The sequence below is a fragment of the Roseibium aggregatum genome, assembly GCF_017309185.1.
Taxonomy (GTDB): Bacteria; Pseudomonadota; Alphaproteobacteria; order Rhizobiales; family Stappiaceae; genus Roseibium; species Roseibium aggregatum_B.
This window is the reverse complement of record NZ_JAEKJZ010000008.1, coordinates 106,090-128,774: the sequence shown is the minus strand read 5'-3', so window position 1 is coordinate 128,774 and position 22,685 is coordinate 106,090. Positions and strand designations below refer to the sequence as shown.

The 22,685-nt window shown below is 62.6% G+C and carries 17 protein-coding genes; 3 read left to right on the top strand and 14 right to left on the bottom strand.

All coding sequences use genetic code 11. The features are described from left to right. Positions 1-15: 15 nt before the first annotated feature. Positions 16-1,788: a hydantoinase B/oxoprolinase family protein gene (locus JF539_RS26085; protein WP_207144136.1), complete on the top strand. Its 1,773-nt coding sequence runs from the start codon at positions 16-18 to the stop codon at positions 1,786-1,788. Positions 1,789-2,056: 268 nt separating this feature from the next. Here the strand turns inward: JF539_RS26085 and JF539_RS26080 are convergent, their stop codons facing one another. From JF539_RS26080 to JF539_RS26030, 11 genes are all read right to left on the bottom strand, one after another. Then, positions 2,057-4,018 carry a hydantoinase B/oxoprolinase family protein gene (locus JF539_RS26080; RefSeq protein ID WP_207144134.1) on the bottom strand — a complete coding sequence of 654 codons (1,962 nt, stop codon included), beginning with the start codon at positions 4,016-4,018 and terminating at the stop codon, positions 2,057-2,059. 3 nt (positions 4,019-4,021) lie between these two features. After that, a complete protein-coding gene (locus JF539_RS26075) occupies positions 4,022-6,049 on the bottom strand; it encodes a hydantoinase/oxoprolinase family protein (protein WP_207144132.1) in 2,028 nt (675 codons plus the stop codon). 128 nt (positions 6,050-6,177) lie between these two features. After that, positions 6,178-7,137 carry a helix-turn-helix domain-containing protein gene (locus JF539_RS26070; protein ID WP_207144130.1) on the bottom strand — a complete coding sequence of 320 codons (960 nt, stop codon included), beginning with the start codon at positions 7,135-7,137 and terminating at the stop codon, positions 6,178-6,180. A 284-nt stretch (positions 7,138-7,421) separates the two neighbouring features. Next, positions 7,422-8,240, bottom strand: a complete 819-nt coding sequence (iolB, locus tag JF539_RS26065; RefSeq protein WP_207144128.1) for a 5-deoxy-glucuronate isomerase — start codon at positions 8,238-8,240, stop codon at positions 7,422-7,424. Beyond that, entirely contained in the window at positions 8,237-9,133 is an 897-nt protein-coding gene (gene iolE, locus JF539_RS26060; protein ID WP_207144126.1) for a myo-inosose-2 dehydratase, read from the bottom strand. Before iolE ends, iolB begins: the two co-directional genes overlap by 4 nt. A 66-nt stretch (positions 9,134-9,199) precedes the next feature. Further along, positions 9,200-11,041: a 3D-(3,5/4)-trihydroxycyclohexane-1,2-dione acylhydrolase (decyclizing) gene (iolD, locus tag JF539_RS26055; protein WP_207144124.1), complete on the bottom strand. Its 1,842-nt coding sequence runs from the start codon at positions 11,039-11,041 to the stop codon at positions 9,200-9,202. Further along, positions 11,038-12,984: a bifunctional 5-dehydro-2-deoxygluconokinase/5-dehydro-2-deoxyphosphogluconate aldolase gene (locus tag JF539_RS26050; protein ID WP_207144122.1), complete on the bottom strand. Its 1,947-nt coding sequence runs from the start codon at positions 12,982-12,984 to the stop codon at positions 11,038-11,040. The genes iolD and JF539_RS26050 overlap by 4 nt, the downstream gene beginning before the upstream one ends. A 30-nt stretch (positions 12,985-13,014) precedes the next feature. After that, the gene (locus JF539_RS26045; RefSeq protein ID WP_207144120.1) at positions 13,015-13,794 is read right to left on the bottom strand and encodes an ATP-binding cassette domain-containing protein; all 780 of its coding nucleotides are present in this window, start codon (positions 13,792-13,794) and stop codon (positions 13,015-13,017) included. A 1-nt stretch (position 13,795) separates the two neighbouring features. Continuing rightward, positions 13,796-14,926, bottom strand: a complete 1,131-nt coding sequence (locus tag JF539_RS26040) for an ABC transporter permease (protein WP_207144118.1) — start codon at positions 14,924-14,926, stop codon at positions 13,796-13,798. A gap of 160 nt (positions 14,927-15,086) precedes the next feature. Continuing rightward, positions 15,087-16,028: a sugar ABC transporter substrate-binding protein gene (locus tag JF539_RS26035; RefSeq protein WP_207144117.1), complete on the bottom strand. Its 942-nt coding sequence runs from the start codon at positions 16,026-16,028 to the stop codon at positions 15,087-15,089. Between the two features lie 139 nt (positions 16,029-16,167). Further along, positions 16,168-17,022 carry a MurR/RpiR family transcriptional regulator gene (locus JF539_RS26030; protein WP_207144115.1) on the bottom strand — a complete coding sequence of 285 codons (855 nt, stop codon included), beginning with the start codon at positions 17,020-17,022 and terminating at the stop codon, positions 16,168-16,170. A 117-nt stretch (positions 17,023-17,139) separates the two neighbouring features. Between JF539_RS26030 and iolG the strand changes: the two genes are divergently transcribed. After that, positions 17,140-18,138, top strand: coding sequence for an inositol 2-dehydrogenase (iolG, locus tag JF539_RS26025; protein WP_207144114.1), 999 nt, complete (start codon positions 17,140-17,142; stop codon positions 18,136-18,138). A 1-nt stretch (position 18,139) separates the two neighbouring features. Further along, a complete protein-coding gene (locus JF539_RS26020) occupies positions 18,140-19,297 on the top strand; it encodes a Gfo/Idh/MocA family protein (protein WP_207144112.1) in 1,158 nt (385 codons plus the stop codon). Positions 19,298-19,324: 27 nt separating this feature from the next. Here JF539_RS26020 and JF539_RS26015 read toward each other — a convergent pair whose 3' ends face one another. From JF539_RS26015 to JF539_RS26005, 3 genes are read right to left on the bottom strand one after another with little or no spacing between them, the layout of a single operon-like run. Continuing rightward, complete coding sequence (locus JF539_RS26015; protein WP_207144109.1) at positions 19,325-20,359, bottom strand: hypothetical protein; 1,035 nt, start codon at positions 20,357-20,359, stop codon at positions 19,325-19,327. 54 nt (positions 20,360-20,413) lie between these two features. Further along, positions 20,414-21,502 (bottom strand): hypothetical protein, encoded by a 1,089-nt coding sequence (locus JF539_RS26010; protein ID WP_207144107.1) that lies wholly within the window; start codon positions 21,500-21,502, stop codon positions 20,414-20,416. Then, positions 21,499-22,683, bottom strand: coding sequence for a polysaccharide pyruvyl transferase family protein (locus JF539_RS26005; protein ID WP_207144105.1), 1,185 nt, complete (start codon positions 22,681-22,683; stop codon positions 21,499-21,501). The genes JF539_RS26010 and JF539_RS26005 overlap by 4 nt, the downstream gene beginning before the upstream one ends. Positions 22,684-22,685: the final 2 nt, after the last annotated feature.

Genomic DNA, 22,685 nt, shown 5'->3' with positions numbered 1-22,685 from the left:
ACAGGAGATCGAACAATGACAACCGAACTTGACCCGATCACCCTGCAGGTCGTCGGCGGCGCACTGCACTCCATCGCCGAGCAGATGGGCAATGTGCTTTACCGCATGAGCTACTCGTCGATCATCCGCGAAAGCCAGGATCTTGGCGCAGGCCTGTTCGACACGGAGTACAACACGCTGTGTGAATCCGACAGCACCCCGATGCACATCGGTTCGCTTCCCGGATACCTGCGCGGCATCGAGCAGACCGTGCCGCTGAGTGACTGGAAGCCGGGCGACTGCGTCATTCATAACCATCCCTACAAGGGCGCCAGCCACTCGCCCGATATCGCCATCGTCATGCCGGTCTTCTTTGAGGGAGAACTGGTCGGTTTTTCGGCGAACACCGCGCACCATGTCGATATCGGCGCGGCAACGCCGGGTCTGATCATCGACGTGCCGGACGTCTGGGCGGAAGGCATGCTGCTGGACGGCGTGAAGCTCTACGAGGAAGGTGTCCGCAACGAGAACCTCTGGAAATACATCCGCGACAACACCCGCGTGCCGGGCCTCGTCATGGGCGACCTGGAAGCCCAGATCGCCTCGGCCGAACTCGGCGTCAGGCGGTTTGAGGAACTGCTCCAGACCTATGGAAAGGCGACGGTTCTGCAGGCGACCCGCCAGCTGATGGACTACACGGAGCGGATGATGCGCCGGGAGATTGCCAAGATCCCGGACGGTGAATATTTCGCCGAGGGCTTTCTGGACGACGACGGCCGCGACCGCACCAAGACCCTGCCCATCAAGGTCTGTGTCCGTGTGACCGGTGATAGCGTCGAGATCGATCTGACGGGGTCGTCGCCCCAGGTGCCGACCGCCTTCAACGTGCCCTTCGATGGCTCGACCATGGTGGCCGCCTTCTTCGTCTTCCGGGCGATGCTGCTGGATACCTACACCTCGACGGAATTCGTGCCGCAGAACGAAGGTTCTTTCCGCCCGATCAAGGTCACCGCGCCGAAAGGCTGCATCTTCAACCCGGTCATGCCGGCGGCCGCCGAAGCGCGCTTCTGCCAGATCCAGCGCATGGCCGATCTGGTGATCAAGGCCTTGTCTCCGGTCCTTCCGGAAAAATGCACCGCGGGTAACGCGGCGACGCTTTCCTTCGCCGCCTTTTCGGGCGTCCGTCCGAATGGCGACTACTGGGTGTTCCTGGAAGTCAACGAGGCGGCCATGGGCGGCCGTCCGGAATCCGACGGTCCGGACACCATCGAGGAACTGATGCGCAACACGCGCAACAACCCGCTTGAAGATCTCGGCATGCATCTGCCCCTGATCTGCGACCGCTACGAGGTGCGCGACGACGTGCCTCCGGGGGCGGGCAAGTTCCGGGGCGGTTCGGGGGTCGTCAAGTCCCAGCGCTACCTCACGCCGGGCTACATGACCCACGAATCCGACCGTCATCTGGATGTGCCATGGGGTGTGTTCGGCGGAAAGGAAGGGGCATGCGGCAAGATGGAGATCTACAACTTCGAACGTCCGGACGAGATCCGTCAGGAATACTCGAAATTCTCCGGGCTCCGGACCGAAGAAGGCGATGTCGTCAGCTACTTCTCTCCCTCCGGCGGCGGCTACGGCGATCCGTTGGAGCGCGATCCGCAAAAGGTGCTGGACGATGTGCTCGACGGCTTCATCGACGTCGACCACGCCAAGGAAGCTTATGGCGTGGTCCTCAAGGAAGTCGACAACGGTTACGGCTGGGATCTCGACCTGCCAGCCACCGAAGCCCTGCGCGCCCAAAGCGCCGCTTGAATGAAAAAGGCAAGCGGGCCGATCGCCCGCTTGCCGGTTTATCGACTGCCCGATATCGGCGCTGTTTTTCCCCGGATGAGCGGTATTTCAGGTGTCACCCCGGCCAAGCGCAGCGCTGAGCCGGGGCCAACTCGCCGACCCGCTTGTTCCATCGCTGGCATTTCCTCTTCGTTTCCTCTGAGACTGTATCGGCACTCTGGAAACGAGTGAGCCCCGGGTCTCACTCCGTTCGCCCGGGATGACACGGCGGGGCCCAAGGAATATCGGTTCAACCCCAATGCGCCACGGTGCGCTTCTCGAAGGAGTCCCGGAACTGTTCCGTCGTCTTCGGCAGGACCTCTCCCGTTTCCCAATCCAGGATCACGGCATGGCGGCGGACCACGTCCAGCACGTCGATCTCACCCTTCCTGTAAAGCTCCGAAACCTCTTCCGGCGCCATGCGGGCCCAGGCGACGCGCTTGGATCTCAGATCGGCGCGCAGCGCTTCCGTCGCGGCCCGGTCGATCTCATAGTCGCAGAGATCCGCGTCGACTTCCCTGATGACGACTCCATAGTCCTTCGCCGCGCGTTCGAGCGAAACGTAGTCGTCGATAACATCCTCGCGCACGGCCTCCGGGTCACGTTCGAGCGGGTCGCCGAAGCCGCCGCCGCCCGCCGTCGGCCGGGCGAACTCGTCGCCGGTAAAGACCGGGTAGTCGGAAAAGACGGATCCCAGCCATTTGGCGGTTTCCTCGCCCTCACGGCGGATCGACAGCCCGTGCGGCATCGAAGGCAGGCCACCCTCGACACCCCAGACCACGGCCCGCTCCCGGTCGCAGATATAGGACATGACCGCGTTTTCGCTGTCGAGCAGGACGGAGGTCTTCTGCACGCCCGTGCCCCCGCGCCACTTTCCGGGACCCGCGCTGTCGCGCAGGATCTGGAATTCGGTCGTTCGGGTCGGGTTGACCCGTTCGTTGCCCTCGTTCGGTTGCGACATCAGCCCCGTGCCGAAGCAGGCGGTGGTAACGTCGGAGCCGTCCTTGCCGTTTCGTCCGCCCCAGCCCCCTGGCAGCCACTCGTAGAACATGAAAATCGGCTTGTCGGGCGTGCGCAGGTCCCGTCCGCCGGCCAGCAGATATTCGAGGTTGAAGGCGCAGGCGATAGCGCGTTCGGGCATGATCTTGGACCACATCTCGAAGATGGCATTCATGATCTTTTCGAATGGCATCAGGAACCCGGTCACGGCCACCGGCCACTCGGCACTGACGACGCTGTTTTCCGGTGCCGTGATGCCGATCATCCGGTAAAACCCGCTGTTGAGCGGCAGGTCCGGGAAGAAGGTTTTCATGCCGGCGACGACGGCCGAGAAGGTCGCGCCCGGCGCCGAATTGTAGATCGATGAAATGGTCGGGTGACTTCCGGTGAAGTCGTAGTGGATGCTGTCGCCGTCGATGGTCATCTTCACCCGGATCGGGATCATGCCTTCACCGCTGCCCGGGTCCCGGTCGATGTAGTCGACCGTTTCCCAGGTGCCGTCGGGCAGGGCGGCGATGCGCTGGCGCGCGGCCCGCTCGACGTAGTCCTGCACCTCGTTCATGCCCTGCAGAACCTGGCCGCGGCCGTATTTCTTCACGAGGCGGAGGATTTCGCGCTCCGCGACCAGGGTAGCCTGGGCCTGGGAGTGGATGTCGCCGATGATCGAGCTCGGATCGCGGGTGTTGGCGGCGATCATTCCGGCGACGTCATGGCAGAACTCGCCGGCGCGGAACAGGCGGACGGGCGTGATCCGCACCGCCTCGCGGAACATGTCCCGGGCCGACACGTCGAAGGAGCCGGGCACGGAGCCGCCGAGGTCCGACCAGTGGCCGTTTGACTGGGAGAAGGCGATCAGCGTGTCGTCGTCGAAGATCGGCCGGATCAGGCGCACATCGCTGAAATGGGTGCCGCCTGCGTAAGGATCGTTGATCGCATAGACGTCGCCTGGTTTCATCTCTCCGTCGAAGGTCCGGATCACGTCCTTGCAGGTGAAGTGCAGCGTACCGACGTGGACCGCGATGTCCTGGTTGCCCTGGGCGACCGAGTTGCCGTCGGCATCGTGCAGGCCGTTTGAGAAATCGCGGTTGTAGATCACGAAGGAATAACAGGTGCGCAGCATCTGTTCCGCCATCTGGTCGACGGCGGTAATGAAGGAATTTTTCAGGACCTCGAATGTGACCGGGTCAAGCGGGGTGGTTTCGTTGGAGGTCATGGGTCAGCCCTTCGTATCGATGAGGATGTTCATGTAGGCGTCCACCTCTGCGGTCATGGCGGGCGGGACGACGGTCGTGGAATCGAATTGCTCGATGATGGCCGGACCGGCGATCTTCGCGCCGGCCTTCAGCGTTTCCCGTTCAAAGACGGAGGCCTGAAACTCGCTGCCTTCGAACCAGACCGGACGGTGTGCAACGGGTTCCGGCGTGTAGGGCGTGACCGCGTGCTTTTGCAGTTCGGCCTTCGGCACGAGGCCGATCGCCTTGACCGCCACGCGAAAGATGGAAACGGCGGCTTCCTTGCGGGCGTAGTTGTACTCGCGCTCGTGTTCGGCGTGAAAGGCGTCGGCGAGATCCTGGACATCTTGGATGTCCGCCGACACCGGAACCTCCAGCGAGCGCCATTGACCGTGATACATCATCTCGGCCGTGCGGGTCAGGATCATGTCCTTCTCCTCGACACCCTCGTGTTCGAGCTGCGTACGGGCTTCCGCCTCGATCTTGCGATAGGCGGCCTCGAGTTCCGCCATCTCGGTCTGGTCCGCGCGCTTCATGAAGCTGTCGGAGAAATCGTGCTGGATGTCGACGAGCAGGCAGCCGAGCGCCGAAGTCACACCGGGGTTCGGCGGCACGATGACGGTTGGAATGGAAAGTTCCCGGGCGACGGCGGCGCCGTGCAGCGCACCGGCACCGCCGAAGGCGCAGAGGGCGAAGTCGCGCGGGTCGTAACCGCGCGAGATCGACAGGAGCCGTACCGCGTTGGCCATGTTGGCATTGGCGACACGCACGATGGCCTCGGCGGCCTCGTGCAAGGTCATGCCGAAGGGTTCGGCGACGGTCGTTCGCACCGCTTCCGCCGCGAGCGCCGGGTCCAATGTGACTTTTCCGCCGGCCAGCGACGTTCCGAGGCGTCCCAGAACCACGTTGGCGTCGGTGTTCGTCGCCGTCTCGTTGCCGTTCTTGTAGCAGGCGGGTCCCGGATAGGCGCCCGCCGATTGCGGGCCGTTGCGCAAGGATCCGCCCTCGTCCTTCCAGGCGAGCGATCCGCCGCCGGCCCCGATGGTCAGCACCTCGATGGACGGGAAACGGATCGGGTAACCGTATTCGATGTACCAGTCCTTGGTGATCCTCGGCTCGCCCTGATAGGACACGGACACGTCGGTCGAGGTGCCGCCCATGTCGAAGCCGATGGTGTTCGGATAGCCGCACAGATTGCCGATGAAGCGGCTGGCGATGGCGCCGGCGGCAATGCCCGATCCGGCGAGGCGGGCGGCGTAGTCGCGTACGGCGCGCGGTGTCATGACACCGCCGCCGGTGTGCAGCAGAAGCAACTCGCGTGCGTAACCGCCATCGGCGAGCTTGTCGCTCAGCCGCGAGACGTAATCGACCACCACCGGAGAAACGACCGCGTTGGCCATGGCGGTCGAAAAACGCTCGTGCTCGAAGATCTCCGGCATGATCTCCGCGGAGATCGAGACCGGAACATCCGGAATGACTTCCAGAAGAATGTCCCGCATCCGTTTTTCGTTCTCCGGGTTCACGTAGGAGTTCATGAAACAGACGGCGATCGACTTGACGCCCCGTTTTTTCAGCACGTTCGCCACGCGTCGCGCATCGTCTTCGTTCAGGGGAGTGAGAACCTGGCCCTCGGCGTCGACGCGCTCGCGCACGGTCAGGCGGTCCCGGCGCGGGATGTAGGGCTTGGCGACGTCCTTGTAGGTATCCCAGAGATCCTCCTTGTTGGCGCGGCGGATTTCGACCACGTCGCGGAAGCCTTCGGTACAGACCATGGCGGTGCGCGGCAGGTTGCGGGTGATCAGCGCGTTGGTGGCGACCGTCGTGCCATGAGAGAACATGGAGACGTCGGTGAGATCGATCTCCGCCTGCCCGACGCCGTTCATCACGGCGCGCATCGGGTCGTCCGGAGTCGAGGCGGTCTTTTCGATCCTGATCGCACCGGTGGTTTCGTCCATGATGCAGATGTCGGTGAAGGTTCCGCCCACATCGACGGCGACTCTCGTCTTGGTCATTTGAGTTCCTTGTTGGGTTGAGCAGGCACAGCCTGAGCGTCCGGCGGAAACGGCCCGCCGGCGGATGGACTGTCGAAAAAGGTGAAAAGGATCGGAAAGCGGTCCGGATTATCCGGCGCGGTCGTGCATTATTCGCGCTTCTGGAAGCGCCCCACTTCCTTGCGCGTGGAGTTGGGCGTGCGGCCGTAGCGGGCCTTGTAGTATTTGGAGAACTGCGACTGGTCGGCGAACCCCCAGCGGTAGGCGATTTCCGCCACCGTTCTGTCCGAGACGGTCGCGCGCAATTCCTCGTCGCAGCGGTTCAGCCGCCGTTCCCGGATATAGACATTGATCGATTGGTCGGCTTCGGAAAAGAGCTGCTGCAGATAGCGCAGGGAAATGCCGCAGGCATCGGCGATCATTTGCGGCGAGAGCTCCGAATTCTTCAGGTTGTCGCGGATGAATTGCTCGGCCCGGGCAAGATGCGCGGCGCGGATGGAGGACGTGTTGCTGCCCAAAACCCGTTGATCGTTGCGGATCGTCAGGCAGAGAAGCTCCAGAAGATGCGACCCGGCGGCCTCGCGCGCGGCGTCATCAATGGCCTCCACATGCTCGACGACGTTGCGGAGGCTGCTGAGAAAATAGGCGGCGACACCCTGGGTCGCGTCGAAGGTCAGGCCACCCAGGCGCTCCGATGCGCCGACGCGTGCCCGGACGCTGGCGGAGGGCACCTTCAGCACCCATTGCCGGTTCCGGCGGCCGTGCCAGTATTCGTAAGGCGCATCGCTGCGCTCCACCAGGAAGCCGCCGGGCTTGCAGGTGGTCCGCCGCTGATTCTGAAGGAATTGTATTTCGGCGTCCTCGGGGATCGCGATCAGCAGGGAACTGTCGTTTTCATTGAGGAAATGCCGGTTGTGGCGGCGGTAGATCAGTCCGTCGCAATCGACGTGAGACAGGCCGACGACCCCCAGCGACCAGCGGCGCAGCTGGCCCGCGAAACGGGTCCGGTCGCGGCACTCGATGTCGAGGGGGAAATAGGCCTCGGACACTTCCTTCTGCCACCGGTCGCCACCGTTGCGAGTGCCGTCTGTCTCTTCGATTGCTGCCATGTCTTTCGCTCGCGCATCTTGCGTGTGCTCGCCGCACACCCAGATCTCAAGCAAAAAGGATACCATGGCCTTCAGCGGGCTCTTGGTAATTTGCGCATAAATTTTTGTCGTATGCCCCGTATCCGGCACATGAACGCTTCGGGAGACCGCAGGGCCCCTTCAGGCATCCGCGATCCGAAAAAGGCTTCATCCCGCCTGACATCGGTCCGCGGATCCAAACGCGGCGGTACCGGGAAACCGGCAGCGGCCTGCACGGAGGACGGAACGCTTTCTGTCGGCCGGGCTTATTGATCTCGCTGCGCGATCCAGTCGTGATCCGGGTGGTTCTGGAAACGCCATTTGCGCAAGGGGCCGGCCATGACGTTCAGGTAGTACATTTCATAGCCATAGGGCGCGCCGCAGGGGTGGTGGCCCTTGGGTACGAGAACCACATCGTGGCTGCTGACGGAGATGGTTTCGTCCAGCGCGCCATCCTCGGTGAAGACCCGCTGATGACCATAGCCCTGATCCGGATTGAGGCGGTGATAGTAGGTCTCTTCCAGATAGGTCATGTCCGGAAAATTGTCCTCGTCGTGCCGGTGCGGCGGATAGGAGGACCAGTTGCCGGCCGGGGTGAAGACCTCCGTCACCAGCAGGCTGTCGGCGACGTCGCTTTCCTCCATGGCGATCGGATAGATATAGCGCGTGTTCGCGCCCTTGCCGCGCGTGACTTTGTCCGGGGTCGGCAGAACCCTGGCCTTGTGACCGCCCTTGCCGGGCGCCGTACAGACACCGATGGTGCAGTCGGTCGTCGCCGTCGCGGACCAGTCGCTTCCGTTCGGAACGTAGACGCAGTGTGGCGGAAGCTGCTCGAACACGTTCATGCGTTCGCCCTGCTCGCCGAAATCCTCGCCCGCCGCGGCTATCCGCGCCTTGCCCTCGACCATCACCAGGATGACTTCAAGGTCGCCGGTCGGCTCCGAAACCGTTTCACCGGCCTTCAGCCGGTAAAGTCCGAAGCCGACATAGGACCAGCCGGACGATTTCGGTCCCCTGGCGCTTTCGATGGTGATGTCATGGACTTTGCCGCTGCTTGCCGCGGGCTCGCGCAGGAGATCGCTCATGTCAGGTTTACCTCCGCCGCAAGGGCTTTCAGGGTCTTCAGACCCAGGCTCTGGTAGTGATAGGGACCGCGGACCTCAGGGTCCTGTTCGGCCTCGATGACAATCCAGCCCTGGTATCCGGCCTCCTTCAGGATGCGAAGCAGGGGCTCGAAGTCAATGCCGCCCTCCTCGTCGCCCGGGACGGTAAAGACGCCGGCCCGCACGCCGTCCATGAAAGACTTGCCGTTGTCGCGGATGTCCTGCATCACCGCCGGGCGGACGTTCTTGGCATGAAAATGCCGTACCCGGTCGACGTATTTCTTCAGGATCGGCGCCGGATCCTGGCCCCGGCTGCCGAAATAGCAATGCCCTGCGTCGAACAGCAGCTTGGTGAACGGGCCGGTCGCCGCCATGAACGCGTCGATCTCCTCCGGGGTCTCGACAACCGTGCCCATGTGATGGTGATAGACGAGGTCGATCCCCTGCTTCGCGCAAAACGCGGCCAACTCCTCGATCTTCGCCCCGAACGCCTTCATCTCGTCGGCGGTCAGAACCGGACTTTTGGAGATATCGGTGGCCGCCCCCTGAATGGAGTTGGAGGTTTCGCAGGCGATACACACCTTGCAGCCGTTGTGCGTCAGCTTGTCGAGATGCGGCTGGATCGCCTTTTTCTCGTCCTCGACCGACTGGGTCAGAAGGTTCAGCGAATACCAGCCGGAAATGAACGTCAGCCCGTATCCGCCCAAAAGGGCTTTCAGGGCCCGCGGATCGTCGGGCCAGCGGTGGCCGTTTTCAATGCCGTCGAAGCCGATATCGGACGCTTCCTTCAGGATCCGGTCCGTCGGGATGTGCGCGCCAAGGGTCTGATCGTCGTCATTGGCCCAGGCGATTGGGTTGGTGCCGAAAAGGATCATTGAAGGGGTCCTGAGTAAAAGGAGGACACCGGCCAAGGTTTCTGAAGCCGAAATCCCCAAGGTCTGTCAATTCACAAGGTTCTGGTGCGTCCTGTTTTCCTCGTAGGACGCGCGGGCGCGTTTCAGCTCTACCGTGGTGCCGACTTCCGGAACCGCCACGTCCCACCAATGTCCACCTCCGGCCTCGCCCGGACCGTGCATCGGATCGGTGTCGATGACGATCACCGTCGGGATGGGCCTGTCGCGCGCTTCGAGGATCCGCGCTTCGAGGTCGGCGATATCCTTGGCCTTCACTGCCTGTGCGCCCATGGAGGCGGCATGAGCGACGAAGTCGATGTCCGGCTGCGCTTCGACGTTGCAGTCGGCATAGAGATTGTTGAAGGGCGCACCGCCCGAACCCGCCTGAAGCCGGTTGATGCAGCCGTACCCGCGATTGTCGGTGAGAACCACCGTGAAGGGAACGCGGCGCATGACGGCGGTGGCGAGTTCCGAATTCGCCATCATGTAGGAGCCGTCGCCGACGAAGCAGACGACGTCCCGGTCGGGGTTCGCGAGCTTGACGCCCATGGCGCCCGCGATCTCGTAGCCCATGCAGGAATAGCCGTATTCCATGTGATAGCCGGCCTGGGGCGCCCGCCACAACAGCTTCAGCGCTCCCGGCATTGTGCCTGCGGCGCACATGGCGATCGTCTTGTCCGTCGCGGTCCTCTGCACGGCGCCGATGACCTCCGCGTCGAGCGGCAGGTAGCCCTCCGGCACGCCGGTCCGGGCACTGCAATGGGCATCCACCTTTGCCAGCCAGTCGAGCCGTGACTGCGGGTCGAAAGCAGACGACTTGTGTGTGCCGAGAGCCTCGGAAAGTTTTTCCAGCGCAACCTTCGCGTCGCCGACGACGCCAACGGAGCCGTGTTTCAGGGCGTCGAAACCCTGGACGTTGATGGAGACGAGCTTCCGGTCGGTTTCCTTGAAAAGCGCCCAGGAGCCGGTGGTGAAGTCCTGGAAACGCGTGCCGACACCGATCACAAGATCGGAGTGTTCCGCGAGCTCATTGGCGCACGCGGCGCCGTCGACACCCGCTGCGCCGAAGTTCATCGGATGGGACTGGGCGAGCGCCGACTTGCCTGCCTGGGTTTCGATTACGGGAATGCCATGCCGCGTGGCGAAGTCGGCCAGGGTGTCCTCGGCCTGCGAATAGACGACGCCACCGCCGCAGACTAGGACCGGCTTCTTCGCGGACCGGATCAGTGCGGCCACCTCTTCGATGTCGCGGCGGTCCGGTTCGGGCCGGCGGATGCGCCAGACAGTCGGCTCGAAAAAGCTCTCCGGATAATCATAGGCCTCGGCCTGCGTATCCTGACAGAAGGCGAGCGTCACGGGACCGCAGTCCGCCGGATCGGTCATGACGCGGAACGCGCGCGGCAAGGCGGTCAGAAGGTGTTCGGGACGGCTGATCCGGTCGAAATAGCGTGACACCGGGCGGAAGCAGTCATTGGCGGAGACCGTCCCGTCGGTGAAATCCTCGACCTGTTGCAGAACCGGATCGGGGGCGCGGTTCGCGAAGACATCTCCCGGGATCAGCAGGACGGGCAGTCGGTTGACGTGGGCCAGAGCCGCGGCCGTCACCATGTTGGTCGCCCCGGGGCCGATGGAGGTGGTCACGGCCATGGCGCGGGTGCGCTTTTTGGCTTTTGTGTAGGCAATGGCCGTGTGCGCCATCGTCTGTTCGTTCTGGCCGCGCCAGGTCGGCAGCGCGTTGCCGGCTTTTTCCAGCGCTTCGCCAAGACCGGCAACGTTGCCGTGGCCGAAGATTGCCCAGACCCCGTCGATGAAGCGCTCCCCGTCCTCGGTCATCTGGGCGGCGAGGTAGCGGACCATGGCCTGCGCGGCGGTAAGACGGACGGTGCTCATGCGGGAACTCCCTGAGGTTCGTTGACACGGGCGGTCGCGCGCGCTTCGTCCCAGATCCCGCACAAGCGTTCGAAGCGCCGGGACATGTCCGCGACGGCCTCGGCATCGGTCATGTTGCCGGACAGCCACTCGCGGGCTGCCGCGCCGAAGATCGTCCGACCGACGGCGAAGCCCTTGACCAGGCTGAACTGGGCGGCTTCTCGGAAACTCGCGGCGAGCCGGTCCTCGGGGGCGTCAAGGCCGAGCACGACGATGCCGCGCGTATTGGGATCGTTGTCGGTGATGGCTTCGCAGGCTCTCGCCCAGGCTTCCTTCGATATCATCGGTTCCAGCTTCCACCAGTCCGGATAAATACCGATTTCATACATGCGCCGGATGACTTTTGCAGTGGTGTCGTCGTCGATGTCGGCGACCTTGGAAGGAATGACTTCCAGCAGCATTTCGAGCCGGTGGCGGCGGCAGGCGGCAAAGAGCCGTGTCAACACGTCTTCCTGTTCCGCCTTCATGGCATCGGTATCGTCCGGATGATAGAAGCAGAGCACCTTGACCACGTGCTCGACGGGCCATTCGGACAGGCCGCCGAAATCCGGGCCGAGCTCGGGCTCCAGCGACAGCGGCCGGGAGGCGGGCCACTCGACCGGATGGCCGATCCACAGACCGGATCCGGCGGCCTGATAAAGCGCCTCGCGGCCGAGCCGGCTGTCGCAGAGGATGCCGTAGCCGGGCTGTCCGTCCGCGACTTTCACGGCCGCGTCGAGGCAGAGTTTCTTGAAGCTTTGGATTCGCTTGTGGTCCGTGCCGGCCGCATCGGCCATCTGCTCAAGCTGGATGCGGTGATCGAAGGCGAAGACCCGCATGGTCGACCAGTCGCCCCCGTGCATTCGCTGGCGATTGGTGGACCAGTGGACCTGCTCCAGCTCCGGATCGTTGCGGAGGTCGTTGCGGACAACGCCGCGCTTGAGAAAGAACCGCAGTTCCTGCCAGCTCGGATAGGCGGGCGTACAGCCGTGCCGCGATACGGCGAAGGCTCCGCAGGCATTGGCATAGGTCAGGCTCGTGACCCAATCCTCTCCCTCGATCCACCCCTTCAGCAGGCCGGACATGAAGCCGTCGCCCGCGCCGAGAACATTGAACACCTCGATCGGGAAACCCGGTCCGGAAATGCCATCGTCGAGGTGCGCCGGTATCTCGCCCTCGAAAGCCGAGGCGCCCATGGGACCGCGCTTGCACACAAGGGTCGCGGAAGAGACCTTCCGGACGGCCCGCAAGGCCTCGAGCGTGTCGGTCGAGCCGCCGGCGATGTGAAACTCCTCCTCCGTGCCGACGATCAGTTCGAACAGGTGCAGGGTGGATTGGAGCTTCTCTGTCACCTCGCCGGAGGCGATGAAGCGGTTCTCGCCGTCGCCATGCCCGGAAAGGCCCCAGAGATTGGGACGGTAGTCGATGTCGAGCGCCGTCTTCGCGCCGGTTTCACGGGCAAGATTGAGAGCCTTCAGGACGGCGGCTTCGGTACTTGGATGGCTCAAGTGCGTTCCGGTCGCCACAACCGCTTTCGCCGAGGCGATGAAATCAGGATCGATATCGTCTTCGCAAAGTGCCATGTCGGCGCAGTTCTCGCGATAGAAGATCAGCGGGAACTGTTCCTGGTCGCGGATGCCGAGCAGCACAAGCGCCGTCAGTCTTTCCGTGTCGGTGACGACCCCTTGCGTGTCGACCCCATGCCGCTCAAGCTCCTCGCGGATGAACCGGCCCATATGCTCGTCGCCAACCCGGGTGATCAGTCCGGACCTCAGGCCGAGCCGGGCGGTTCCGCACGCCATGTTGGTGGGCGAGCCGCCGATATACTTGTTGAAGGACGCCATGTCCTCCAGGCGGCCGCCGATCTGCGCGCCGTAGAGATCGACGGAGGACCGGCCGATGGTGATGACGTCGAGCTTTTTCACGTGCACATCCCGTTCTTCTTGCCGGTTTTGTCAGACGGTTCCGCCGAGCGAACCTTCCAGCTCGGCCAGTTCCTGGCCACCCGCCATGAGGTCCTGAAGCTCTTCGGCCGTGATGTTGCCGCGTTCGGCGGTTCCGTGCGTCTTGCCTCGGTTGAGTACCGTGAAGCGGTCGCCCACGGCCATGGCGTGACGGACGTTATGCGTGATGAACACCACACCGATACCTTTCTTGCGAACCTTGTCGATGGTTGCCAGAACGTTCGAGGTCTGACGGACGCCGAGAGCCGATGTCGGCTCGTCCAGGATCAGGATCCTTGCGCCGAAATAGACGGCGCGCGAAATCGCGACGGTCTGCCTTTCGCCGCCGGACAGGGTTCCGACCGCCTGATCGGGCGAACGGAGGTGGATCCCCATCTTGGCCATTTCCGTCATGGTGACTTCGTTGGCCTTTGCGAAGTCGAAGAACTTGAAGGGCCCGAAGGCCTTCCGGGGCTCCCGGCCCATCCAGAAGTTCCTGGTGACCGACATCAGGGGGATCATGGCGAGGTCTTGATAGACGGTCGCGATTCCGGCTTCCATTGCGTCACGGGGGCTCTCGAACCTGACCTCCTTGCCCTCGATCAGGATCCGGCCGCCGGTGGGCTTGTGGACGCCGGACATGGTCTTGATGAAGGTCGACTTCCCGGCGCCGTTGTCGCCCAGCAGGCAATGGCATTCCCCCGCCTTGACCGTAACCGAGACGCCGTTGAGCGCGATCACCGGGCCGAAGTGTTTTTCGATGTTGTCGAGTTCGATCAGAGTGTCCGACATGTCAGCGTTCTCCCGTGATCATGCGGCGGATATAGGTGTTCAGGATCACGGCCAGCAGCAGGATCACACCGAGGAAGACCCGGAAGAGCGAGCTTTCGACCCCGGCGAAGAAAAGGCCCTGCTGGACGACGCCGAAAATGAGCGCTCCGAGCGCGGCCCCGATCACCGAGCCGTAACCGCCCGTCAGCAGCGCGCCGCCGATCACCACGGAAATGATGGCTTCGAATTCCTTCAGCAGGCCTCTGTCGGCGGCGGCGGAGCCGAATTCCATGACCTGACAGGTGGCAAAGACGGTTGCGCAGACGGCCGAGAGCATGAACATCAGGATCTTGACCCGGTTCACGGGCACGCCGACATAGCGGGCCGCCTGGGTATCGCCGCCCGCGGCGAAGATCCAGTTGCCGAAGCGCGTCCGCGTGAGCAGAACGTGCCCGAAGACGACAAGGATCACGGCCCAGACCATCAGCATCGGGATACCTTCGACCACCGGCTGACCGGCACGGGGGCCCGCGACGAATTTGCCGACGACTCCGAGGTCGGCGAGCCAGACGAAGAGACCCGAAAAAATCTTGCCGCCGAACAACCAGGCAATCGGGTCTCCCTCTGCGGCTTCCTTGACGCCGCCGATGATTGTCTTGCGGGTGGTTGCGATTGAAATGAAGATCGTCAGACCGCGCAGAATGTAAAGGAAGGCCAGGGTAACGATAAAGGAAGGCAGGCCGGTCTTGATCACCAGATAGCCGTTGAGGGCGCCGATCGCCATCGCGAGAAGGAAGGCGACCAGAATGCCCAGCCACACGGGATAGCCCCATTGGACGGTCATCAGGGCGATGACGATCCCGGAAAACCCGATCATCGAACCGACGGACAGATCGAACTCGCCGGCGATCATCAGGAGGCAGGCGCCGACGGCGATGATTGCGAATTGCGCCGAAACCGTCCCCCAGTTGATCATGCCTTCGGGAGCGAACATGCCGCTGTCGCCGGCAATGCTGAGGAAGAAGACGAAGACAAGGATCGTGCCGCAGATCGCGCCCAGTTCCGGCCGGATGAGCGCCTTGCGCAGGGGGGACATCTCCCTGACGCGTTCGTCCTTTTCCAGCGAGGCTATTTGCTGGGTCGTATCAGCCATAGGGTCCTCCTGCGGTCCGCGTTACCGGCCGCATCGACGCGGCCTTGCCGCGGTTCGTGCATGAGCTTGAATTTCGTAGACCGCTCCGGGCGGCCTTCGGTCCTGAAACGGGAAGAGACGGATCGCCGTCTCTTCCTTGAGGCATTGTCTGCCGGGGTGCTTAGCGGTACTCGCCCGCGAATTCCTCAACCAGCGAAATATTGGCCTTGGTGACAAATCCGGGACCGGAGTTGATGGAGTTGCCCGGAACCACGCCGTAGCGGGAAAGGTTGGTGAGGATGACGACAGGCAGGTAGCCCTGCAGATAGGGCTGCTGGTCGATTGCGAAGGCAATCACGTCGCTCTTGATGCCGGCGGCGATTTCGCTCGACAGATCGAAGGTGCCGAAGTGGATCGTGCCGGATTTGCCCATTTCTTCCAGCGCGGCCAGCGTCGGATGAGCGGAGGTCGGGCCGAGGGTCAGGACGCCGTTGGTGTCCGGATTGCTCTGCAGATAGGCCATGACCTTGGACTTGATTTCCGCCGGGTCCTGGCCGCTGTCGATCATCTGCCCGCCAAGCTCGACACCGAGGGCGTCGGCGTATCCCTGGCAACGCTCAACCGAAGCCGGGTTGGTGATGTAGTGGTTCACGCAGAGAAACTTGGTGACGCCGGCGGCCTTGGCCTTTTCACCCGCTCCCATGCCGGCGGCATGCTCGGGCTGGCCGACATGCATGAGCGCGCCGATCTTCTTGGACTGCTCTTCGGTTCCGGAGTTGATGGTGATGACCGGAATGCCTTTGGCCACCGCGTTCGACAGGGGACCCGACAGAACGTCGTAATCCGCGATCGTCGCGATAATGCCGTTCGGATTGGAAGCGGCCGCCTGCTCGATGATACGGGCCATGTCCGCAAGGTCGCCGGTCGGCGGATTACGGTATTCGACTTCCACATCCATCTGGCCGCCGGCGACGGCAATCGCGTTCTTGATCGTGTTCCACCAGCTGTCGCTGTCCGGCGCATGGCTGACCAGAACAAAACGTTCGCCGTCGGCGGACGCAGGAGCGGCCAGGCCGGTAAATGCAATGGCTGCGGTGGCCATCGCCACTAGGGTCTTTTTCATTCGTTCCTCCCACAAGATGGACGCGGGTCCGAAATCCCTCCCGCGTTTTGAAAGTCTCCGGTGGCGGGGATGTCCCCAGGCCACTTTTGGAATTTAAATTCCATTTATCTTTTTATGCAACAGATTTTTTCCAATCCGGTCAAATCCGGTTCCGCTGGGCCCCGACAGAAACCGCCAGGGAGATCGCAAGAGACAGGCTGGCGGACAGGGCGCGGAAGGCGCCGACGTCAAGTTCCGTGACCAGAAGCTGGATGGCTTTCAGCTGAGCCAGCGGGCTGGTGACCACGTCGGTGATGGCGACGATGTCGGCTCCGATGGTGCGCGCCCTGGCCGTCATCTCGATCGTTATCGGTGTGTAGGGGGCAAACGTCACCGCAATGACCGCATCGTTGGGGCGGATCAGGTGTTCCATGTTGATGTTGGCGATGCCGGAATGAAGGACCGCCGGAACGTCCATTTTTTCAAAGGCATAGGCAAGGTAAGACGTGACCGGAAAGGCACGGCGGAAGCCGATCATGTGAATGGTCTCGGCGCGGGCGAGCACGTCGACCGCCTGCTGAAGCGCGATCGGGTCGACAGTGGTCAGAAGGTTTTCCAGGGAGGCCCGGCCAACCTCGACGAACTCGGCCAGAAGGGCGGAGGGAGATTCGGTCCCATGCTCGCGCAATTTGGCTAGGCGGGTGGCGTAATCGGGCCACTTCTGCGAGTAATCGGAGCGGAAGAGCCGTTGCATCTGCGAAAAACCGGAGAACCCCATTTCCTGGCAAAAGCGCATTACGGCCGAAGGCTGAACGTTGGCCCCTTCCGCGAGTTCCGCAACCGTCGAGACAGCGACCCGGTCCGGGTTGGCCGCGATGAAATCGGCGAATTGTTTCAGTCTCTTCGGGAGTTTCTCCGCCGTTTCGCCAAGCCTTCGGAAGAAAGCGTCAATGGTCTGGGGCGGAGTGCCGCCGTCCGGTGCGGCTTTGAGGACGTCGAGAGGGGTGTCATCCATTGTGGTCTTCTTTTCAGCTTGACACGTTCCGATGAAAGTGATTTTGGAATTTTTATTCTAATTTGGCAAGCCGCCGGATGAGCCGCGTGTGTGCCTTATGGATTTCGGGAGGAAACAATGGCGGTAAGTGTCGCACTGCTTGGGGCAGGACGTATCGGCAAGGTGCATGCGAAAGCAATCGCGGCCACGGAGGGCGCACGGCTCGTCGCCGTGGCGGATGCCTTTGCCGAAGCCGCGGAAGGCCTGGCGGCGGCTTATGGAGCTCGCGTCGGTAAGATTGACGAGATTGCCGGGGCGCAGGACATCGACGCCGTCGTGATCTGCACCCCGACCGACACCCATGCGGACCTGATCGAGCGCTTCGCCCGCGTCGGCAAGGCGATCTTCTGCGAAAAGCCCATCGATCTTTCCCTGGACAGGGTCCGCTCCTGCCTGAAAACGGTCGAAGAGGCCGGCGTGCCTTTCATGCTCGGGTTCAACCGCCGCTTCGATCCGCATTTCCAGGCCTTGCGGGCGGCGATCGACGAGGGCCGGATCGGCGACGTCGAAATGGTTCAGATCACGTCTCGCGATCCCGGGGCGCCGCCGCCGTCCTACATCACGTCGTCCGGCGGCATCTTCCGTGACATGACCATTCACGATTTCGACATGGCCCGCTTTCTTCTGGGCGAAGAGATCGCGACCGTCTACGCGACGGCGTCCGTTCTGGTGGATCCGGAAATCGGCAAGCTCGGCGACTACGACAGCGCAACCGTCGTGCTGACGACAGCCTCGGGCAAACACTGTGCGATCTCCAATTCCCGCCGCGCCACCTACGGCTATGACCAGCGGATCGAGGTGCACGGTTCCAAGGGGGTCGTCTCCGTGGAAAACCAGCGTCCGGTTTCCATCGAGGTCGCGACCGCCGAAGGCTACCTGCGGCCGCCTTTGCACGACTTCTTCATGACCCGGTACATCGACGCCTATGCGGCGGAGATCGCGGCCTTTGTCCAGGCGATGGAACAGAACAAGCAGCCGTCTCCCGGCGGACAGGACGGGCTGAAGGCCCTGGCTCTCGCCGAGGCGGCGTTGAAATCGATCCATGAACGCCGGGCCGTCGGTCTGGATGAAATCTGAAATGACTGACGCAGCCAGTACGGGAGAAGCAGCCGTGAAAAGCCTCGGGATTGGATTGATCGGTACCGGCTTCATGGGCAAGTGTCACGCGCTCGCCTATGGCTCGGTGAAACCGGTCTTCGGTGACGTCCCGGACACCCGTCTGGAGGTCTTGTGCGACGTGCCGGCCGAGAAGGCGTCTTCCTTCGCGGAGCAGTTCGGTTTCGCGCGCGCAACGGACGACTGGAAGGATCTTGTCGCCGATCCGAAGGTCGACATCGTCTGCATCACAACGCCGAACAAGGTGCACAAGGAGATGGCGATTGCCGCGCTGGAGGCCGGCAAGCATGTCCATCTCGAAAAACCGATGGCGCTGACCCTGGAAGACGCCAGGGCCATGCTGTCCGTGGCTGAAAGAACCGGCGCCAGGACGATCGTCGGCTACAACTATCTGCACAATCCGGCGATTTCCCACGCCCGCAAGCTGATTTCGGACGGGGCGATCGGCCGAATCGTGCATTTTCGCGGCATGGTCGACGAGGACTATCAGGCGGATCCCGATCTCGCCTGGACCTGGCGGGCGACCCGGGCGGACGCGGGTCTCGGCGCGCTCGGCGATCTCGGCTGTCATCTGGTCTCGCTCGCCGTCGCGCTGGTGGGCCCGGTAGAGAGCCTGATGGCGGAGACCAGGACCGTTCACCAGACCCGGCCCGTTGGCGATGGCTCGGAAGAACGCCGCCCGGTGGAAAACGAGGACATAGCCTCGGCGCTGCTTGCCTTTGAGAATGGCGTTCACGGCGTCATCTCGACCTCGCGCAGCGCATGGGGCCGCAAGAGCTATATCGCTCTCGAGGTGCATGGCACGGAGGGCATGATCACCTTCGACCAGGAGCGCATGAACGAGCTTCGGCTCTACCAGAACAGGGGACCGTTGGCCGAACAGGGCTACAAGACGATCCTGACCGGCCCTGCGCATCCGCCTTACGGCAACTTCGTCCCGGCCCCGGGACACCAACTCGGTTTCAACGATCTTAAGGTCATCGAGGTCCACGAGTTTCTGCGCGCGATCGCGGAGAACCGGTCACCCGTTCCGTCCTTTCGCGAAGCTCTGCATTTCGAAACCGTCATTCACGCCATTGCGTCGTCCGGTGAACAAGGTACCCGGGTCGGAATCCGGTAACGCCAAGCCGAACGAAGAGGACCCCGTTCAGTTGGCAAAGCCCGTACCGACCGCCATCGCCGCGCGGGCGCCGATTTCTGCCAGGGTCGCGGGGTCCGGACTGAGGATCTCCTCGCCGCCGTATTCGTTGAAGTTCTCGTCGAAGAGACGGTCGCGCTGAGGAAAGAAGGATTTGAGAACAATGTCGTTCGACGGTTTGCACCGCGCGAGAAACTGCTTCGCCGCGTCCCGGGACGCCAGCTTGCGCGCCGCCGGGTAGTTCCGTTCCAGGAAGCGAACGAGATCGTTGCGCAACTTCCTCAGTTCGCCCGCCCGGTCGGGAAACGCGTCCATCTTTTCATTGAAACTCGCCAGGAAATGGATCGCTTCGAGAGACAGGGATTCGTTGTGCGTCTTCGCCAACTGCGTCTTCGGAGGCGTTACACGGGCGGCGTTCAGGAAGGAGTTTATGATGCCTCCCTTCGCCCGGACTTCTTCCTCGAAGATCCTGACGGTGATGTTGTCCTTGCCGAACACTTCGCTCCATTGGGTCACGATCTTCCCATAGTCGTAGTAGTGGGGCAGTTGCCCGGCGACGTCGGGAATGACGCGGTCCACCGTCTTCTTGCCGAACTTGAACGGCGTCGAATAGTAACTGACCGCGAGGCGGTCCTGCCGCCTGATATAGAGGACGATCTCGATGTTGTCGGTGATGGTCGACAGGAGGCGCTTGAGCCGGTGCACCTGCTCAGTCGTCGTGATCCGGCTGTGCAGATGCTCGTTGGAAAGAAGGATCGTGTCGGGTTTCGAGGCCGCGATCTGCCAGTCGAGGGTTTCGAGAACGTATTTGTCCATTGCGTCGTAGCCAAAACGCTTCATCAGCGCGTAGGCCGCGGTCGTGATCTCATCCGCGTCCGGCCGGCCGATCGCCAAGGCCGGAAAACACAGGTGGTTCTCGCCGCCAAGTTTCTCGGGATAGAGGACCCCCTTTTCCGCGAACAGCTTTCGGTTCTCGTAAAGGTGCCATTGAATTGAAGTGGTGGCGGTTTTTTCCGTACCGATATGAAGAACTATTCTCACCATCTTCCCTTTCACAGGTTATGGCGGACTGACGTCTGCCAGTCAGCCGGCGTTTCCTCATTGCGCCTCGAGACCGACGGCCAGGGCGCCGGCAGGCGACAATCTCCCGCATCGCCAGATGCTGTATCGCTCGTGGGAGTCCCAGTCGTAGTAGTAAACGGCCTCCAGTCTGCCGGCTTCGCTCAAGTCACCAAAGTTTTCGCGGACCTGGCGGATCAGGGGTTCGCGCTTGCTGTCGTTGACGGGGCATGTCCGGCTGACGTTGGCGATGCCCCATTCGGTGATCCAGCAGGGCGTCCCGGCCTCGTCCGGCCGGCAGAATTCCAGCACGCGGTCGATGCGCCTGGCCAGGGCCGGTCCCGTCCGCCTGTTCGGATAGATGTGGATGCCATAGGCGTCGACGATGTCGTCGATGCCGCGTTGTTGCAGCAGTTCGATCGTTTCGGCCGCATTCAGGTGCTCGAAGCCCAACCTGTCCGCGGTTCCCGGTCCCATGTCGGAGAGCCCGGCGGAGATCAGTTTCGCCTCGCGGCTCAAAGCCGTCCTGCCCAGTTCCTCGCGGGTGATGCGCAGCGCTTCGATGTACTTGTCCAGACCGCGTTCGAAGGCGGCCGGGTTCGTCAGTTCCGAGATGCCGCGCGCCGTTCGCACGCGCCGTGCCGGATGGATCAGCAGGTCGCCGTTGTAGGGAGCGATATTGATCTCGTTTCCAGGTTCCACGGCGTGTAGCCGGATGCCCGCTGCGTCGATCTCCTGGAGGGACTGGCGCAGTTGCGAGCGGTACAGGTCCAGGTCGAGGTCGGAGAGGCGGTGGACGTCCCAGGTGCGGCCGTGAGCCGTGCGCGGTTGCCGGTCCGGCGGATAATAGCTTTTGTTCGCGAGCTGGACCTCGAGGAGAATACTCAGTCCCAGCCGGTTGGCGATCTTCAGGGCCCGAATGGCCCTGTCCACCGGGCGCGCGAGCGAAAGGCGGACATCCGTGACACCGCTTTTGGCGATTTGATTGAGGATATCCTGCTGTTCCGCCCTGGTGCGCCAGGCGAGATTGACCCGGTTGACGCCACTGAGAAAGCCGTCGTCCGCCGAGGCCGGCGGGAAGCCGAGCGCGGCAAGGGCAACGGCGATGATCAGCAGCGCAGCCTTCATTCTTTTCCGACTCCTATTTCCCGAAGGGTCTCGCGGAAGGTGCGCTCGCGGTCGGAATAGCGGTCGACCATCTCGGAGGCATTCAGGCTTGCCAGGTGATCGGCGACAAACTCTCGCCTGTTGTCCGCCCGGTCCAGATCTTCCCGGTCTATGGCCGGCAGACCCGTGTAGCCGAGCATCTCGCGCATGCGGTCGTCGATGGCTACCATGAGGCTGGGCACGCCCGACTGCATCGCGATGATCGAACCGTGGAACCTCCGGCCGAAATTGAAGTCCATCGACGACGCCCATCCGCGCCACTGGTTGGTGTCGAAGAATGTGCGCACGGCGAAAGGCCGGTCTCGTCTCTCCAGGCCCGGATAAGTCAACTTGCCGATCATTCGGCCCGAGGCGGAATCGTAACTGCGTCCTGTCTCGTCGGGTTCGACCTTCATGTCGAAATGAAGGAATTCGTCCTGCACGACATATTGCGGAACACTGCCCTCCGGCTCGAGCGCGTCGGCATCCGCGATCGATTCCAGATCGGCGCCGAGATAGCCGGAATAGATCGTACGGGCCTTGCCGACGGGAACCTGCGGCAGCTTTTTGAAGGAGGCGCGCATGTTGTGCGGCAGGAAGTAGGTCGACGGACAGCCGGTCGGCTTGACGAAGGAAAAGCCCTGGTCCTTGAGATAGCCGGCGGTTTCATGCCCGCGCGTCAGAAAATAGTGTTCCCTGTCCTTGAGGACATCCAGAAGTTTCCGGGTCCCTTCAGGCAGATCGTGCTCCTCAAGGTCCTTCCGGTTCTGCATGCCGATCCCCAGCATCACGACGGGCATCTTGAGTTCGCTGAGCACCTTTGCCTCTGCGTCCGCCGAAAGGCCCTTGCGCAGAAGGTTGGCGCACGTGAAGACGCAGATGTCGAATTGCTTGTTGAAGGCTTCGAGCGTCTCGCCATTGCTGAGGCAGTTGAAGAGATGCCAGAACGGGATGGCCTTGGCGGTGGAGGGAAGCGCACCCATGGCGCCTTCGCCGATGAGATAATTGCCCGTATTGCTGATGCCATTCAGCTCCTGCAGGAACTGTTCCGTCGTCTCCGGCTGTTTTTGCTGCTCGGAATAATATATTGCCAGGCTCTGAGCGCCCTTGACCAGGCGCGTATAGTGCCCCGGAACACCCGTGACAAGAATTCTAGGTGGCATGC

Coding starts and splice junctions, on each gene's coding strand:
- JF539_RS26085 (WP_207144136.1), top strand. CDS start 16: ATGACAACCGAACTTGACCCGATCACCCTGCAGGTCGTCGGCGGCGCA.
- JF539_RS26080 (WP_207144134.1), bottom strand. CDS start 4,018: ATGACCTCCAACGAAACCACCCCGCTTGACCCGGTCACATTCGAGGTC.
- JF539_RS26075 (WP_207144132.1), bottom strand. CDS start 6,049: ATGACCAAGACGAGAGTCGCCGTCGATGTGGGCGGAACCTTCACCGAC.
- JF539_RS26070 (WP_207144130.1), bottom strand. CDS start 7,137: ATGGCAGCAATCGAAGAGACAGACGGCACTCGCAACGGTGGCGACCGG.
- iolB (WP_207144128.1), bottom strand. CDS start 8,240: ATGAGCGATCTCCTGCGCGAGCCCGCGGCAAGCAGCGGCAAAGTCCAT.
- iolE (WP_207144126.1), bottom strand. CDS start 9,133: ATGATCCTTTTCGGCACCAACCCAATCGCCTGGGCCAATGACGACGAT.
- iolD (WP_207144124.1), bottom strand. CDS start 11,041: ATGAGCACCGTCCGTCTTACCGCCGCGCAGGCCATGGTCCGCTACCTC.
- JF539_RS26045 (WP_207144120.1), bottom strand. CDS start 13,794: ATGTCGGACACTCTGATCGAACTCGACAACATCGAAAAACACTTCGGC.
- JF539_RS26040 (WP_207144118.1), bottom strand. CDS start 14,926: ATGGCTGATACGACCCAGCAAATAGCCTCGCTGGAAAAGGACGAACGC.
- JF539_RS26035 (WP_207144117.1), bottom strand. CDS start 16,028: ATGAAAAAGACCCTAGTGGCGATGGCCACCGCAGCCATTGCATTTACC.
- JF539_RS26030 (WP_207144115.1), bottom strand. CDS start 17,022: ATGGATGACACCCCTCTCGACGTCCTCAAAGCCGCACCGGACGGCGGC.
- iolG (WP_207144114.1), top strand. CDS start 17,140: ATGGCGGTAAGTGTCGCACTGCTTGGGGCAGGACGTATCGGCAAGGTG.
- JF539_RS26020 (WP_207144112.1), top strand. CDS start 18,140: ATGACTGACGCAGCCAGTACGGGAGAAGCAGCCGTGAAAAGCCTCGGG.
- JF539_RS26015 (WP_207144109.1), bottom strand. CDS start 20,359: ATGGTGAGAATAGTTCTTCATATCGGTACGGAAAAAACCGCCACCACT.
- JF539_RS26010 (WP_207144107.1), bottom strand. CDS start 21,502: ATGAAGGCTGCGCTGCTGATCATCGCCGTTGCCCTTGCCGCGCTCGGC.
- JF539_RS26005 (WP_207144105.1), bottom strand. CDS start 22,683: ATGCCACCTAGAATTCTTGTCACGGGTGTTCCGGGGCACTATACGCGC.